The following is a 15,363-nucleotide window of genomic DNA, read 5'->3' as shown; positions in this document are numbered from 1 at the left end:
GGAGTACTTTGCTTTAACAATGGATTGGCAGAAGCTGCACAGTGTATTTGTACACATAAAAGACTCCAAAACTCTAAAGGATGCTGAATCAATTTTCAGTAAGGATGGATTGAAGTTGTGGACTGTAGGTAAAGTGTATATAGCATTTAAAAGCGTTTAGGTATGAAACGATTTATAGACATTGGACATCAAATGTATGCAACAGACATGCAGCCAAAGGAGTTTTCTTTTTACTGTACCGTTTCCGATTCATACGAGCGTTTCAGTGATGAAGACGTTTGGGAAAGTGCAGCCGACTTTGAAAAGGATTATTTAGATGACGGAGGAACAGACCTACAAAGGTACATAGGGTTAATCCCTGATGAATTTAAAATCGCGGAATACAAAGCAGTAACCAAACAAGAATTCGGGGAGTTTATAAAGGAACTTTTCCTACTGAAGTTAGTCGTTTGATTGAAGATATCGAAATTTTGAAAAAGGAGTACAACTAGGAAATAAAAAATCGGGGCTTATTTAAATTTCCTGATTCTCACATTGATTTGCCTGGTCTGGTGGCGGGCATTGGCCCATTGTACCAGGATGGGGCTTTGGTATTTACCGAGAATAATTTGGCCTACCCCTGGCTGTTCATGATCGGAAACGAAAAGGCTGATTCTTCGTTTCATGCGGAAGAATCGGGAAGCCGGCATCCTGAAAATTGCAGCCAGAATTTTTTCCACAACGGATTCGCTAATCTTGAGAGCATCCATTAACTCATTAAAAACCTGGACCAAATCGTACTTTGCGTAGTTAATGGTTTTATTGGGTATAGCTGCAGGATTGAGAAGCATATGTTTCCCTTGTTGTGCCATAAATTGAAAAGGGTTTTTTAGAACTTCCGCAAGATCATGCCGCATAAGAAGCGTTTCGTATTCGTTTACAATTAGCGAAGAATTCATTTCATCGGGGGCCAAACAAATATCTACCATACCTTTTCTAACGTCTAACGAACGCAATTTTTCATTCAACTCATCAAAAAAACCACTGCGAACGGTTTTGAGATTAACCGAATCAACCGGATGTTTCGAGACCGGAACTGCTATTTGAGTTTGGTGGACTGTTTCCTCTTTGTCAAATCCTAAAATTGTAGTTTTTCTGGCTCGAGATCCATTTCCATTTACACCATCCAGATCTACGAAATAAACCGGTAAATCCGGTTTATTCTCATATTTTACACAATTTTTCAAACCAGAACTCATATAGATCAGGTGTGAATCGGCATTTTTCGGTTCATTTCTCTTTTCGGATTCAGATAGCTCAGTTCGAAGTTGAATTTGGTCATGACGATAATTTGCGCCCGAAGGGAAAATATTTTGAAAAGCACTGATGAATGGAGTTAAGTGTTCTTTAGAGTGTTTTAACCTGGAGCAAAGACTCTGCTCGAAATATCCGGCAGTGGTATGAAACGAGCAATAGTAGGATTTTTTATACTGATCCAGAAAATCGCCAAATTGTTGCCGTATTAATTCTTTAATATCGATAACATCAAAACGTTGTTTGGGGGTTATTTCTAATGCAATTTCATTGATAGATTGTGCCATAGTTATCAATCTTCCTTGAATTGTGAATTTGAAATTCCCAACGGTTAACTTATAAACTTGATTTTAAAAGAAGTACAATGTTTTCTTGTGCGGAAAATAGAAAAAATAATAATACATCATTTCATTTTATATTTTAAGAGGCAATATATCAAAACTAAAAACCAGATACAAGAAAAAATAACAACTTAGATTGTGTTTATCAAATTTAATAAAATTAGACTCCTTAGATTTCATTGGATAAATAATATTATACAATGATGTGGCTGATATTCGTTTGAAAGTATTAGTTGATTCTTATAACTTCAAACTTTAAATAATTTCAGTTATCGTTCAAATAATCCAGCTTGAATTAGAGTTTAAAAATGGAACATATGGAAAAAAATTACTATGAATTGCTTCAAGGCATTGGTGAAGATCCAAATCGTGAAGGTCTCAGGGATACACCCAGAAGAGCTGCAAAAGCATTTCATTTTCTAACCAAAGGCTACAATGAAAATACAGAGCAAATAATCAATGGCGCTGTTTTTAAATCTGATATGGATGAAATAGTATTGATAAAGAATATTGAGCTATATTCGCTTTGTGAACATCATTTATTACCATTTATCGGGAAATGCCATGTAGGCTATTTACCGAATGGCAAAATTCTTGGATTATCCAAAATTGCCCGGATTGTGGATGTGTTTGCCAGGAGATTGCAAATTCAGGAAAGACTAACAAAACAAATCGCTGATACAATAATGGATGCGGTCGATGCTGCAGGAGTTGCAGTCGTTATCGAAGCACAACATCTTTGTATGATGATGCGGGGAGTTGAAAAACAAAACTCGAGTATGATCACTTCGTGTGTCCTGGGTATGTTCAGGGAGAACTTATCAACAAGGGAAGAATTTTTTAGTTTGTTGAAATGAAGTAGACAATTAACCAAAAATTACTAAAAAATAATATGCCTTTGATTTTATTTTTCTTAACATAAATGCATAATGATTTTGGAAATCCTACCGTACCAAAAATTAATTAGATCGGATAACCGACTAATTTTCCTCAACTATAGAAAATTGTAATTGAATTATGATTAGAGTACCACAAAATATTGCCGAATTAGTGACCTATCAACCAGGAAAAAGGGCAGACGATATTACTGATAATCGACAGGAGAAAATTGCTAAGTTATCTTCCAATGAAAACACCTTAGGATCTTCCCCCAATGCAATAGCATCAATGCAAAAAGTGATCGGTGAAACCAATTGGTACCCCGATCCCTCTTGTTATGATTTAAAGGCTAAAATTGCTAATAAGTATAATATCACCATAGAAAATGTTATAGTTGGGAATGGTTCTGAAGGAATCCTTACGAATGTTTGTAAGGCTTTTTTTGAGCCAGGTGATGAGCTTCTGACAGCCAGCAATACTTTTGTTACTGTTTATATTATGGCCGAAGCTAATAATATTCCGTTGGTTAAAACTCCGATGAAACCAGGATATCAATACGATTTGGATGCCATCCTGTCAGCAATATCCTCAAAAACAAAAGTCATTTATTTAGCCAATCCGAATAATCCTACCGGTACCATGTTCAATGAATCTGCATTTACTCATTTTATGTCGCAAGTTTCCCCGAATATTTTGGTGGTTATGGATGAGGCTTATCATGAATTTGCCAGTGATTTATCGACGGACTACCCGAAAATGACATTTAAGGACTTTGGGAATATTATTACACTCAGGACATTTTCTAAAGCTTACGGCTTAGCCGGAATGCGAATTGGTTATGGACTCGCAGATCCGTTTGTCATTGATACTTTATCAAAAGTAAAATTAACCTTCGAACCATCTGTTCTTGCGCAAGCAGCAGGCTCTGGTGCAATTGAAGATGAAGAGTTTCTTAGCAAAACCATAAAGAATAATAAAATTGGCCTGGAATACTTCTCAAATGCATTTGCTGAAATTGGATTGCGGTATTTTGAATCGTTTGCTAATTTTATAATGATTGAATTTGAAAACGAAGCAAAAGTAACTGAAGTAGATCAATCACTTTTGCAGCGAGGCATCATCGTTCGGCCATTAAAATTCTTTGGTCTGCCAAATTGTATGCGGATAACGGTAGGACAACCGTGGGAAAATGTGATGTGCGTCAAAGCGTTAAAGGATATTCTCAATTGATTTTTACAAATGGAGAAGATGACTAACAGTAATATTGATCCGAATTTTGATTGGACAAAAATTGCCAGGTATATTTTAATTTCCAGAGAGCTTGATGAAATTGAGGAGACAACACTCACCCCGAAAGGAATAGTCCTTTATCAATTTTCCGCCAGGGGCCATGACCTCAGCCAGGTTTTGCTTGGATCACTGCTAACCAATAAGGTTGATGCCGCAAGTGCTTATTATCGATCTCGACCATTGCTTTTGACGTTGGGATTGGGAATCGAAGATGCTTTTGCTGGTCCAATGGCGAAATCAGGTGGAATTAGTGACGGAAGGGATATTGGTGTTGTTTTTAACTTTCCCAATAAGGATGGAGCGATAGTTATACCCATGGCAGGTGATGTTGGTTCTCAATTCACACCAGCTGCAGGTTATGCCCAGGCTATACTTTATCGCTACAATGTTCTAAAAGAAAAGGAATACCAGGATGCAATTTCCGTGGTCTTAGCAGGGGAGGGCGCCGTCGCCACCAATGGCTTTTGGTCATCGCTTACCATGGCAACCACACTCAAACTACCCCTTCTGTTCTACATAGAAGATAATGAATACGCCATCTCAGTGAAGGCAGACAAACAAACACCTGGATCTAATATCGCACAAAACTTAGCTTCGTTTAATAACCTGCATATCCTCGATGGTGATGGCTGCAATCCTGGCGAAGCTGCCAGTAAATTGTCCGATGCCGTGAGCTATGTTCGACAGCATAAAGGACCTGCCCTAATTCGTTTGACGGTCCCGAGATTGAGTGGCCATTCCGGCCAGGATACGCAAGCCTATAAAACTGATGAATTCGTAAAGGAAGAACAAGAGCAAGATCCCCTTAAAAAATTAGTTCAATACCTGGTACCTACTTACTTCACAGAAACTGAATTTTCGAAATTCAGATGTGATATTCAGGATGAGGTCAACCATGCATTAACCGCTGCATTAAATCGTCCGGAGCCGGATAAAAAGAAGGTGGCAAAATATGTGTTTGCCGAGAATAATGACGATGAAACACCAGATCTTCAAATGAAGGGCGGTTTAGCTGCAGAAAGATACACATTTCCTGAATCAACTGATCTCCCCAATCCTGAGCCAACACGAATAAATATGGTAACGGCAATTCGTCGAACTCTGGAATCCGAATTGGAGACCAATCCAAAACTGCTTGTTTTTGGTGAGGATGTGGGAGTTAAGGGTGGTGTCCATGCGGTGACCATGGGATTACACGAAAAGTTTGGCGAGGAACGGGTTTTTGATACCAGTTTGTCAGAAGAGGGTATAATCGGCAGATCGGTCGGAATGGCAATTGCCGGTTTAATGCCGGTAGCCGAGATTCAATTTCGAAAGTATGCAGATGCTGCAACAGAGCAGCTAAATAATTGCGGCACGATTCGTTGGCGAACAGCTAATCGATTTGCAGCGCCAATTGTAGTACGTTTGCCAGGAGGATTTTTCAAATGCGGCGATCCCTGGCATAGTGTGTGTGGTGAAGTCATCTGGGCGCACGGACACGGTTGGCAGGTTTTTTATCCTTCGAATGCTGAAGATGCTGTCGGGTTGTTACGAACAGCTATGCGCAGTAATAATCCAACAATCTTTTTTGAACATAGGCATATGTTGGATACCCCCTGGGCCCGCAGACCGTATCCTGGTGATCATTTTGCTTTGCCAGCGGGTAAAGCAAAGATCATTCAGGATGGAAATCAAATCAGCTTGATTACCTGGGGCGCCATGGTGGAAAGGTGCGAACTGGCTGTAAAACTAGCGGGATATTCCGTTGAAATCCTGGACTTGAGAACCATTATGCCCTGGGATAAAAATGCCGTATTAAATTCAATAAAGAAAACCAGACGTTGTTTAATTGTTCATGAAGACAATTCGACCGCAGGTTTCGGTGCGGAAATCGCAGCCGTCGTCGCTTCAAAATTATTTTTAGACCTGGATGCGCCTGTTGAAAGATTAACGACACCCGATGTTCCTATTCCCTACAATGTTGGATTGATGAATGCTATTTTACCGAATGTTGATACCATTGCCGGTAAGATTGGTGAAATGATTAACTTTTAAATAATCAAAGAACGATAAATTTTCATGGCAGAAAAAATAGACATTATTCTTCCCGAATCCAGCCAGGAGGGTACGGAATCAGTCATAGCCAGTTGGTTGAAGAATGTTGGCGATCGTATTGAACTCTACGAGCCGATTCTGGAAATCAGTACGGACAAAGTCAATGTTGAGATATCATCTCCAGCTGATGGTGTATTGGTTGAGATATTAAAACATGAAAATGAGCAAATTGAGATTGGAGATATTTTAGGTCGAATCCAATTGGTTGAAGAGGGTTCTGAACAGAAAGAGATCGCACCCATCCAGCCTGCAGATAAAATTCAACAAATTACAGAAACAGTACTATCTGATTCCGAATTTACCAACCAGGAAACAAGGCTTAGTCCTTCTGTACGTAGATTGGTAAAACAACATAATATAAATGTAAGTCAAATTAAAGGATCGGGGAAAAGAGGGAGAATCTCGTTTCAGGATGTTGAGAATTATTTAGAAACATCTGTCAAAGATCAACCAAAAGAAGCTGTAATTGACAAACTAACTGATAGAAAAATTGCACACACTCCTATGCGATTGAGCATTGCACATCATATGGTGGACAGCATGCTTAAAACCGCGCCACATGTTACGGCTATTTTTGATGCCGACATGTCGGCTGTAATTGCACATCGAGAAAATCATAAGGAAGATTTTCAACGAAGAGGGATTAAACTGACCTACACAGCCTATTTTGTGAAAGCAGTAGTTGACGCATTGCATGCTGTCCCTGAAGTGAATAGTTGTTGGCATGACGATGGCCTGGAATTATTTGCGGATTGCAACATCGGTATTGCCACTGCTCTGGAAGGCGGATTGATCGTTCCGGTTCTTCACCAGGCTCAAAACCTCGATCTTTATAGTATCGCTGAAAAGTTGCAGGATTTGACCAATCGAGCCAGGAACAACAAACTGGAGCAGCATGAAGTGCATAATGGAACATTCACCATCACCAACCATGGCGTTAGCGGCAGCTTGATTGCTACGCCTATTATTAACCAACCGCAATCTGCTATACTAGGAATTGGCAAGTTGGAAAAACGAGTGGTGGTTTCAGAAGTGAAGGGAACAGACAGCATCCAAATCAAACCCATGATTTATGTCACACTTACCATCGACCATCGGGCTCTTGATGGATTTCAGGCCAATACGTTTCTAACTAAATTTGTTGAGGTTTTGGAGAATTGGGGGTAGGGAAGCATTAGCGATGCCAGAATAATAAGTAAAGCAGCATCAACTTATAAATAGTATATGATATTGATTGGTTTATGTTTTCCTAAAGGCTTGAATTGCTTTAGAAGTAAAATCAGACAACACCAACCTCCCGCTTGTTTCTGCTCTTTTGGGTAAAAGCTCTTCCCAATGTTCCGTACCCTCCCAAAATACGGATTTTAATTCAGCCATTGCTTCCGGGTTAAATGAAGCTAATTTTTTACAGAGGTCGTCTACGGTATTATCTAATTTTTCCACTGATTCAACAACATCCGTATAGAGCCCATGCTGTTTTGCCCAATTGGCATCGCGCCAATCGGCATCGATGCTCATTGCGGCATAGGCGCTTTTACCGATTTTCCTCTCAACGGCCGGTCCAATAATGAATGGGCCAATCCCAAGCGCTAATTCGCTGAGTTTAATCGATGCGTTATTGGTTGCAATGGCATAATCTGAAGCTGCAACAATGCCAACACCCCCGCCAACTGTTTTTCCGTGTACGCGAGCAATCACAAATTTTGGACAATTCTTCATCGCCATAATAACACCCGCAAAACCCATGAAAAAATCTCTGCCATTTTCCATGCTGTCGACTGCCATCAGCTCATCGAATGAGGCGCCGGCACAAAAAGGGCCGTCTCCACCGCTTCGCAGAACGACGACTTTGACTTCATCATTTTTCGCCAGGTTATTTATTTCATTGGCTGTATTTTTGAGAAGGTCACCCGGGAGAGAATTTTTCTTGGGGTGGTAAAAAGTAAGGGTGCCGATGCCTTTATCGATTTGAACAGTAGTTGATCCGGATTCAATCATGAGACTCCTTTTATAAATTTACGTTACTTCAATGTAAGTGCTTGAAGAATTCGGTTCTGGAATTTGCTCGCCATCATTTGTAAAAGATTCAAGATGAAATTGAAGTGCTTCTTTGATAAGATCAATTACTTCATTTTTAGTTTCTGCTGCGGCAACGCAGCCCGGCAAATCAGGGACATACGCACTATAGTTGCGTTTCGCTTTCTCAATGACGACCATGTATTTCATTTTACTTTTTACTTTTCTCTTATTCCTTCTTTTGCACCAATGTCAAAATTGTATACACCGCAACCGTAACCTCATCCTGGTTGAGCACTTCAACAGCCCATTCGACAATGCCCTGTGGAATATCATCTTCTTCGCGTTTTTGTTTGACTGTTTTCCTCTTGCAGGTCAGTTTTACATAAATCGTATCGCCAATATAAACTGGCTCAGTGAAGCGCAGGTTATCCAAGCCGTAGTTAGCCAGAACCGGACCGGGAGCGGGATGGACAAAAAGTCCGGCTGCAGCAGAAAGGACAAAGTAGCCATGAGCGACTCTCTTTTTAAACAGGGATTCCTTCGCCGCGATGGCATCCATGTGGGCATAGAAGAAATCGCCGCTGATGCCGGCAAAATTGACAATATCACCTTCGGTAATGGTTCTGCGATGGGTTACCAGCGTCTCACCAATTTCCAGTTCTTCAAAATATTTTCGGAATGGATGAATCCGGTCTTGCGGTTGAGCGGCGCCTTTCATCCACTCATTACTTACTTTTGTAAGAGTAGTAGGAGAGCCCTGCAGAGCGGTTCGCTGCATGTAATGCAGAACACTGCGGATGCCTCCCATTTCTTCACCGCCGCCGGCGCGTCCGGGACCGCCATGGATTAAGTGAGGCATGGGAGATCCATGTCCGGTAGATTCTTTGGCACATTCTTTATTGATCACCATGATCCTGCCATGGTAAGGCGCCAGGCCCATGACGACATCTTTTGCCACAGAATCATCGGCTGTAAACAAGGAACCTACCAGGCTTCCTTTCCCCAATGCCGCGAGCTGGATGGCATCATCCAAAGACTCATATGGCATTACCGTACTAACCGGGCCGAAGGCTTCGACATCATGCGGCGTTGTCTTGTTAAATGGATCTTCACAATATAGCAGGGTAGTGGGGGAGAAGGCGCCCAACTCAATATTTCCGCCGATGAATTCCATTTGTTGATCGTATCCAAAAACCAGTTCGGAATCCCCTTTGATTTCAGCCACTCTTTCATGTACTTCCAGCACTTGTGGTTTTCCAGCTAAAGGCCCCATCCGGACTCCTTCAATAGCAGGATCGCCAATTTTGATTTTAGATAAGCGCTCTTGCAATGCTTTGATCACATCTTCAGTCATGTTATCAGGAACAATTGTCCGGCGGATGGCAGTACATTTCTGTCCCGCTTTAACGGTCATTTCATTGGCAACTTCTTTGATAAACAGTTTGAATTCTTCCGTGTCCGGATTGGCATCCGGCGCAAGTATCGAGCAATTCAATGAATCCGCTTCCATATTAAACCGGATCGATTCTTCGATGATCGAGGTATGGGCCTTTAGCTTTCTACCGGTCACTGCGGAGCCGGTAAAGGTAACCACATCCTGACTGGTTAAATGATCGAATAAATCACCCACGCTGCCGCAGATCAATTGCAGCGCTCCTTCAGGCAATATCTTCGATTCGATCATGGCCTGCACCATCTTTTCGGTCAGATAACAGGTGAGACTGGCGGGTTTAATAATCGCAGGCATTCCGGCCAAAAATGTCGGCGCCAATTTTTCCAGCATGCCCCAACATGGGAAATTGAAGGCGTTGATATGGACGGCAGTACCGTTTAATGGTACACAAATATGCCGGCCAACAAATGTGCCATTTTTCGAGAGCGGCTCCAAATCCCCTTCGACATAGAATGTCTCATTGGGCAGTTCCCGGCGGCCTTTTCCTGAGTAGACGAAAAAAGTCGCAATTCCGCCCTCGATGTCGATCCATGAATCTAATTTTGTTGCGCCTGTAGCTGCTGAAACGGCGTAAAATTCAGTCTTTCTTTCCATTAGATATTTTGCCATTTCTTTGAGCATGATGGCGCGTTCATGAAAAGTCATCTTCTGTAATTTAGGCCCTCCAACAGAACGGGCATACTCCAGCATCGATTTAAAATCCAATCCCTGGCTCGACACTTCCCCGACTTTATCGCCATTAACGGCATTAAATACTTCGGTGCCATTTTCACCGCTGGTATGCCATTTCCCTTCTGCAAAGCTTTTTATTTTCATGGGTTGCCTATTGTTTATTGTCTAAAATTAGTTTAATAATTTTTAATGATTCACTATTTAAGTATATAAAACATAACTACAGTAACATATAAAAATTGCACTTATCAACATCAAAAAAGTCATAATTTGACCACCCCTGACCCCTCCTTGTTAAGGAGGGGAAATTCCTCCCCTTGATAAGGAGAGGTTAGGAGGGGTTATTGGATACTACCCCTCTATAACCCATTTCAAAATTACGTCACCAAAGTTATGAAACAGACGACTTAGTAAGCAGTTCTTATTATTTCTTCTCCAATTTCATACAAATATTCCGGTGAAAAATCAGCTCCATTAGGCCACTCGATTGTATTGATTTCTGAATTCACTTTCACTTGTTTAAAAACATTAACATCCTTCAACGGTTCAAAAACTTCACCAAATAACTCATCTTTTAAATCAATATCTTTGATTACACCATCGTTGAATTCTAATTTGATTTTGTATCCCCCTAAATAAGAAACACTTTTTACATTTAGAAACATAATTTCTCCTACACTAAAGGCTTAATTTTTTTCAAATGTTCTCCACCCACATGGTACGTGGGACATAATGGTATGGCAGGCTCTACCCACTTTTTCAAACTCCAACTATGTCTCTCCGTGCTTATCCTGGGAGTGGATCAAGATTCTCCTTTCAGATCCCGGAGAAGCCGTTCAAATGATTTTTTGTAGGAATCATGGTCTTTCCAATTTGAGAAATCCGGAATATAATATTCGCGAACTTCATCGGCGAGATTGGTAACGGTTGCCGCATCGAATAAATCCCATTTTTCCAGTGCAGTATGATTAACTAATGTAATAGGAAAAAACATCTTGCGGTCTTCTTTCTTTTCCCGCTTTCTTGCTGTTTTAATTTCTTGGGCAACCCAATCGCTGTTCATACTGTTTTTAGAAAGGATCAGTAAAAGCTTGTCGTAAGTTCTTATTGCCTGGTTAATCTGGTCATAAATCTTTTTACCGCCTTTTAAATCATGCGGGGCATACCAACACCTCACCCCTTTATTCTGTAGGTCGGCATGGAGTCTTTCCGCAAACTCCTGGTCTTTGCTTGAGTAGCTGATAAAGCAGGAGTAATACTGTATGGGGTCTTCCCGCAAGACGCTGATATTCTTAATGATGAAATCCGGCAAGCCGCAGCCACGGAGGAATTTTACCGGGAGATTGCCTGATTTTATTAACGTACGATGATCTATAGTGCTAGGGCCAAAATGTTTACACGAATCTGTATTTATTGCATTCGATAAATTGACATTTGAAAAAATAGTCTCGAATAGCCATGCTTGTTTTAAGTTCGCTTCTGTGAGGTCTGCTTCTAAGAGGATTGTTTTTGCGAGGATTGATCCTATGAGGGTCGCTCCTATGAGTTTTGCTCCATAAAGACTTGCTTCTTCGAGGTTTGCTCCGTTAAGGTTTGCTCCTTTGAGGTCTGCTCCATTGAGGACTGCTCCAATGAGGTTTGCTTGTGTGAGATCTGCTTTAAAGAGGTTTGCCTGTCTGAGGTTTGCTTCGTTGAGCTTTGCTTCTGTGAGGTTTGCATATGTTAGGTCTGCTCTAAAGAGGTTTGCTTGTTTGAGGTCTACTTGTATAAGGTTTGCTCTACTTAGGTTGGCATCATTGAGGTTTGCTCCTATGAGGTCTACGCCTGTTAGGTCAGGTATAATGTCCGGATTTTCTTTCCGCCACTTATTCCAGGCCTCTACACCTTGTTTAAGAATTTTTAGATGTTCGGAGTTGGCCAGTTTTTACCCTTCATCAGATCTGGTTATAAATTAATCCGTTTTGGATTTCACTAATTAAGTATTTTCCTAATGCAATTGGATGTACTTCAGAGCATTATATATTTTGACAACAATCTTTTAATTTTTAAGAATATATACAAACCATTCCCATTGTGATAACGCTTTTATAAAGGTAATAAGAAATGACAAAATTAATGAAAGTTGAAAAAATGGTGATTTTTCTTTTTCGAAAATTAATTTGCATACGTAACCTGTAAATCGGGTTATAGGTTTTACTATTAAACCTAGTACGATGAATATTCCCATATAAAATACTACGGGTATGAACGTCGTTAGAAGAATGGGTATCATAGGATAATATTGGTTTACGTTTGAAATATTTAATGTTATAATTTTAATAAAAAAATTGGTTGAATCTATAACCTGAATAAAAATTGCACTTATGTTTCCCGATTCGATCGTTTTTAGGCAAGCATGCAGTAATATGGTCAGTAGGGCGCTTATAATTATATCAAGCAAAGCTACTAACTCAATTTTATACTCACGGTGTGCAATCCAGGAAATGAGTTTTAATGAAATTGCAAACTTACTTTTAGAAAAACTAAAAAAAGAAGGTATAATTTTTCACTTTAATTCTAAACCTTTAGAAATTATAAAAAATAAAATTAGGATAAATAACAGTAAAGCAAAATGGTTAATAAAAATACTATAGACAATATAATAGCTTTATCAAGCGATTTACGCTGGAAAATTGGTGACGATTTTCATGATGGTCTTGCTGAAGGAATCTATGCTGATGCTTCTGAAATTGCAAATGGGTCTGTAAGTATTGATAATGAAAAAAAACGGTTTCGTTTAGATACTAAAATAGATAAAATTGTAACCAGTAAAACTTGGGGTTTCCCAATCATGTTTATGATTTTGGGTGTGATTCTTTGGCTTACTATTATTGGAGCTAATTATCCTTCGGCAATGTTGGCGAATTTATTGTTAGATAATATGCATCCAGCACTAAAAGGTTTAGCTTCAAGCATTGGAATGCCTTGGTGGTTAGATGGGTTTTTAATTGATGGCGTTTATCTTGCAGTAGCCTGGGTAATTGCTGTAATGTTACCACCAATGGCAATATTCTTTCCAATGTTTACACTTCTCGAAGATTTTGGTTATTTGCCTAGAGTTGCATTTAATTTGGATTATATGTTTAAAAAATCCGGAGCACATGGTAAACAAGCGTTAACTATGAGTATGGGTTTCGGGTGTAATGCCGCTGGAGTGGTAGCAACTCGAATAATTGACAGCCCAAGAGAACGATTAATCGCAATTATCACTAATAATTTTTCTTTATGTAATGGTCGTTGGCCAACGCAAATTTTAATTGCTACCATTTTTATTGGAGCTGTAGTTCCAGCTTCTTTTTCTGCAATTGCATCGTTATCGGCAGTTATTGGTATTGCAATTTTAGGAATATTTTTCATGTTTTTTACGTCTTGGGCATTAACAAAAACAGTTTTAAAAGGAGAAGTTTCCACGTTTAATTTAGAGTTACCACCATATCGTCCACCACGGTTTTGGAAAACTGTTTATACCTCTTTAATCGATAGAACTATAATTGTTTTATGGCGGGCTATACTTTTTGCAGCACCGGCAGGAGCTGTTATTTGGTTGATTTCAAATATTTATATAGGGAACGAAAGCATAGCTACTCTAACGATTAATTCTTTGGATGGTTTTGGTTTTCTTTTAGGAATGAACGGTGTTATTTTACTGGCATACATTGTTGCTATTCCAGCAAATGAAATTGTGATTCCAACTATTTTAATGTTAACAGTTATGGCAAGTGGGATTCCTGGAGGTGAGGGTGTAGGAGTAATGTTTGAATTGGATTCGGCAAATGCAACGGGAGATATTTTAAAAGCAGGTGGCTGGACCTTACTAACAGCAGTTAATTTAATGTTATTCAGTTTGTTACATAATCCTTGCAGTACAACCATTTATACCATTTACAAGGAAACCAACAGTGTAAAATGGACAACGGTTGCCTCAATTTTGCCTGTAATTATGGGATTTGTGATTACATTTTTAGTGGCACAAGTTTGGAGATTGTTTTAATAATAAGAAAATTAACTGCTTTCAACAATAAACTAAATTTGTTTAATGACAACCGCAATCATCTTCTCCACAAGAGTTGCTACCGCTTTTCTTTGGCTTCCACAAGAATTTTTTCACTAAAAACAAAACAGCAAAGCTCACTGTAATAATCACAAATATAGTTTGTAGGGTACTATTCATTATTTATTAGTCGTTTTATCCGTTTAAACATATCTTTTTATTTCAACAACTGAAAAGCTATTAAAGCTACAATATAAGCAATTGCTGTCATTCCAAATAATTGACTTAATGGCCATTTCCAGGTATTGGTTTCCCGGCGGGCTATGGCCAGCGTACTCATGCACTGAAGAGCCAGTACAAAAAATACGAGCAGGCTCGCCGCGACCAGTGGAGTGTAGACGGGACTTCCATCGGGATACCTATCAGCCTTCAGTTTCTCGCGCAGGATCGGGCTGTTTTCATCCGAATCCCCAACGCTGTAGATGGTTGCCAGGGCCGAAATGATCACCTCCCGCGCCACAAACGCAGAAATAATCCCGGCGCTGATCTTCCAGTCAAATCCCAGGGGGCGCATTACGGGTTCGAGTGCATGACCCATCATGCCTATGAAACTGCGCTCGATGCGGTATCCCGCCGCGTCGATATCAAGTTGTTGAATGGAGGCCCCGAAAATCAGCGCTGCCGCCTCGCCATCGTCGCCAGCGGCCACAGACGCGTCATAGGTCTCTTGAACAGCGATCCGCCGGACTTCGAAAGAAGGGTCCAACTCGACGCTTGGGTACCGGGCCATCAGCCAGAGAAGGATGCTCATCCAGAAAATGATTTTTCCCGCGCGGACAAAGAAAGCCTTGCTGCGATCGATCATGCGCCACAATATCTGGCGGAGCCTGGGCAGCCGGTAGGGAGGCAATTCCATGGCGAAGAAGGATGAATCCCCCTTGAACACGAATCGGGACAATACCCATGCAGCGAAAAAGGACAGCACCGTTCCCAGGAGATACATGGAGAACATGGCAATTCCCTGATAAGAAAAGAGGCCCAGTAGGGTCCCTGTGGGAAGAAACGCTGCGATGAACAGCGTGTAGATGGGCAGCCGCGCCGAGCAACTCATCAACGGCGCCACCAGAATTGTCGCGAACCGATCCTGTCGGTTCTCGATCGTTCGCGTGGCCATGTTCCCGGGTATCGCGCATGCGAAGCTCGATAGCAGTGGAATGAAACTCTTGCCGTGAAGGCCGACCTTGCTCATCAGCCGGTCCATGATGAACGCCGCTCGGGCCAGGTACCCC

At 40.7% G+C, this 15,363-nt stretch carries 14 protein-coding genes and 1 pseudogene; 6 read left to right on the top strand and 9 right to left on the bottom strand.

What is annotated here, in order from left to right; genetic code table 11:
- Positions 1–162: 162 nt before the first annotated feature.
- On the top strand, positions 163–453 hold the full coding sequence (locus tag IIC38_16270; protein ID MCH8127492.1) for a hypothetical protein: 291 nt from the start codon (positions 163–165) through the stop codon (positions 451–453).
- A gap of 56 nt (positions 454–509) precedes the next feature.
- Here IIC38_16270 and IIC38_16265 read toward each other — a convergent pair whose 3' ends face one another.
- Positions 510–1,580 carry a hypothetical protein gene (locus IIC38_16265; GenBank protein MCH8127491.1) on the bottom strand — a complete coding sequence of 357 codons (1,071 nt, stop codon included), beginning with the start codon at positions 1,578–1,580 and terminating at the stop codon, positions 510–512.
- 371 nt (positions 1,581–1,951) lie between these two features.
- Between IIC38_16265 and folE the strand changes: the two genes are divergently transcribed.
- The 4 genes from folE (at position 1,952) to IIC38_16245 (ending at position 7,067) form a co-directional block, all read left to right on the top strand.
- Complete coding sequence (gene folE / locus IIC38_16260; GenBank protein MCH8127490.1) at positions 1,952–2,491, top strand: GTP cyclohydrolase I FolE; 540 nt, start codon at positions 1,952–1,954, stop codon at positions 2,489–2,491.
- A 160-nt stretch (positions 2,492–2,651) separates the two neighbouring features.
- On the top strand, positions 2,652–3,743 hold the full coding sequence (locus IIC38_16255; GenBank protein MCH8127489.1) for a histidinol-phosphate transaminase: 1,092 nt from the start codon (positions 2,652–2,654) through the stop codon (positions 3,741–3,743).
- A gap of 9 nt (positions 3,744–3,752) precedes the next feature.
- Entirely contained in the window at positions 3,753–5,840 is a 2,088-nt protein-coding gene (locus tag IIC38_16250; GenBank protein ID MCH8127488.1) for a pyruvate dehydrogenase, read from the top strand.
- Between the two features lie 24 nt (positions 5,841–5,864).
- Positions 5,865–7,067, top strand: coding sequence for a 2-oxo acid dehydrogenase subunit E2 (locus IIC38_16245; GenBank protein MCH8127487.1), 1,203 nt, complete (start codon positions 5,865–5,867; stop codon positions 7,065–7,067).
- Between the two features lie 72 nt (positions 7,068–7,139).
- Here IIC38_16245 and IIC38_16240 read toward each other — a convergent pair whose 3' ends face one another.
- From IIC38_16240 to IIC38_16215, 6 genes and pseudogenes are all read right to left on the bottom strand, one after another.
- Positions 7,140–7,898, bottom strand: a complete 759-nt coding sequence (locus IIC38_16240) for an enoyl-CoA hydratase/isomerase family protein (protein MCH8127486.1) — start codon at positions 7,896–7,898, stop codon at positions 7,140–7,142.
- Positions 7,899–7,916: 18 nt separating this feature from the next.
- A complete protein-coding gene (locus IIC38_16235) occupies positions 7,917–8,126 on the bottom strand; it encodes a type II toxin-antitoxin system HicB family antitoxin (GenBank protein MCH8127485.1) in 210 nt (69 codons plus the stop codon).
- Between the two features lie 19 nt (positions 8,127–8,145).
- Positions 8,146–10,188: a phenylacetic acid degradation bifunctional protein PaaZ gene (gene paaZ / locus IIC38_16230; GenBank protein ID MCH8127484.1), complete on the bottom strand. Its 2,043-nt coding sequence runs from the start codon at positions 10,186–10,188 to the stop codon at positions 8,146–8,148.
- A gap of 263 nt (positions 10,189–10,451) precedes the next feature.
- A complete protein-coding gene (locus tag IIC38_16225) occupies positions 10,452–10,709 on the bottom strand; it encodes a DUF2442 domain-containing protein (GenBank protein ID MCH8127483.1) in 258 nt (85 codons plus the stop codon).
- Positions 10,710–10,846: 137 nt separating this feature from the next.
- A complete protein-coding gene (locus tag IIC38_16220) occupies positions 10,847–11,356 on the bottom strand; it encodes a toll/interleukin-1 receptor domain-containing protein (protein MCH8127482.1) in 510 nt (169 codons plus the stop codon).
- Between the two features lie 102 nt (positions 11,357–11,458).
- A pseudogene (locus IIC38_16215) lies at positions 11,459–11,965 on the bottom strand (pentapeptide repeat-containing protein).
- A gap of 690 nt (positions 11,966–12,655) precedes the next feature.
- On the opposite strand from IIC38_16215, the gene IIC38_16210 reads away from it, so the two are divergent.
- The gene (locus IIC38_16210; GenBank protein MCH8127481.1) at positions 12,656–14,074 is read left to right on the top strand and encodes a ferrous iron transporter B; all 1,419 of its coding nucleotides are present in this window, start codon (positions 12,656–12,658) and stop codon (positions 14,072–14,074) included.
- A gap of 42 nt (positions 14,075–14,116) precedes the next feature.
- Here IIC38_16210 and IIC38_16205 read toward each other — a convergent pair whose 3' ends face one another.
- Together IIC38_16205 and IIC38_16200 are read right to left on the bottom strand one after the other, a co-directional pair.
- Positions 14,117–14,254 carry a FeoB-associated Cys-rich membrane protein gene (locus IIC38_16205; protein ID MCH8127480.1) on the bottom strand — a complete coding sequence of 46 codons (138 nt, stop codon included), beginning with the start codon at positions 14,252–14,254 and terminating at the stop codon, positions 14,117–14,119.
- Between the two features lie 37 nt (positions 14,255–14,291).
- Positions 14,292–15,363 (bottom strand): ferrous iron transporter B (locus IIC38_16200; GenBank protein ID MCH8127479.1); only part of this gene is annotated, 1,072 nt, incomplete at its 5' end.

The organism is candidate division KSB1 bacterium (genome assembly GCA_022566355.1).
GTDB lineage: Bacteria > Zhuqueibacterota > JdFR-76 > JdFR-76 > DREG01 > JADFJB01.
Note: the sequence above shows the minus strand (reverse complement) of the source record. Positions and strands in the feature narration are given on the sequence as shown.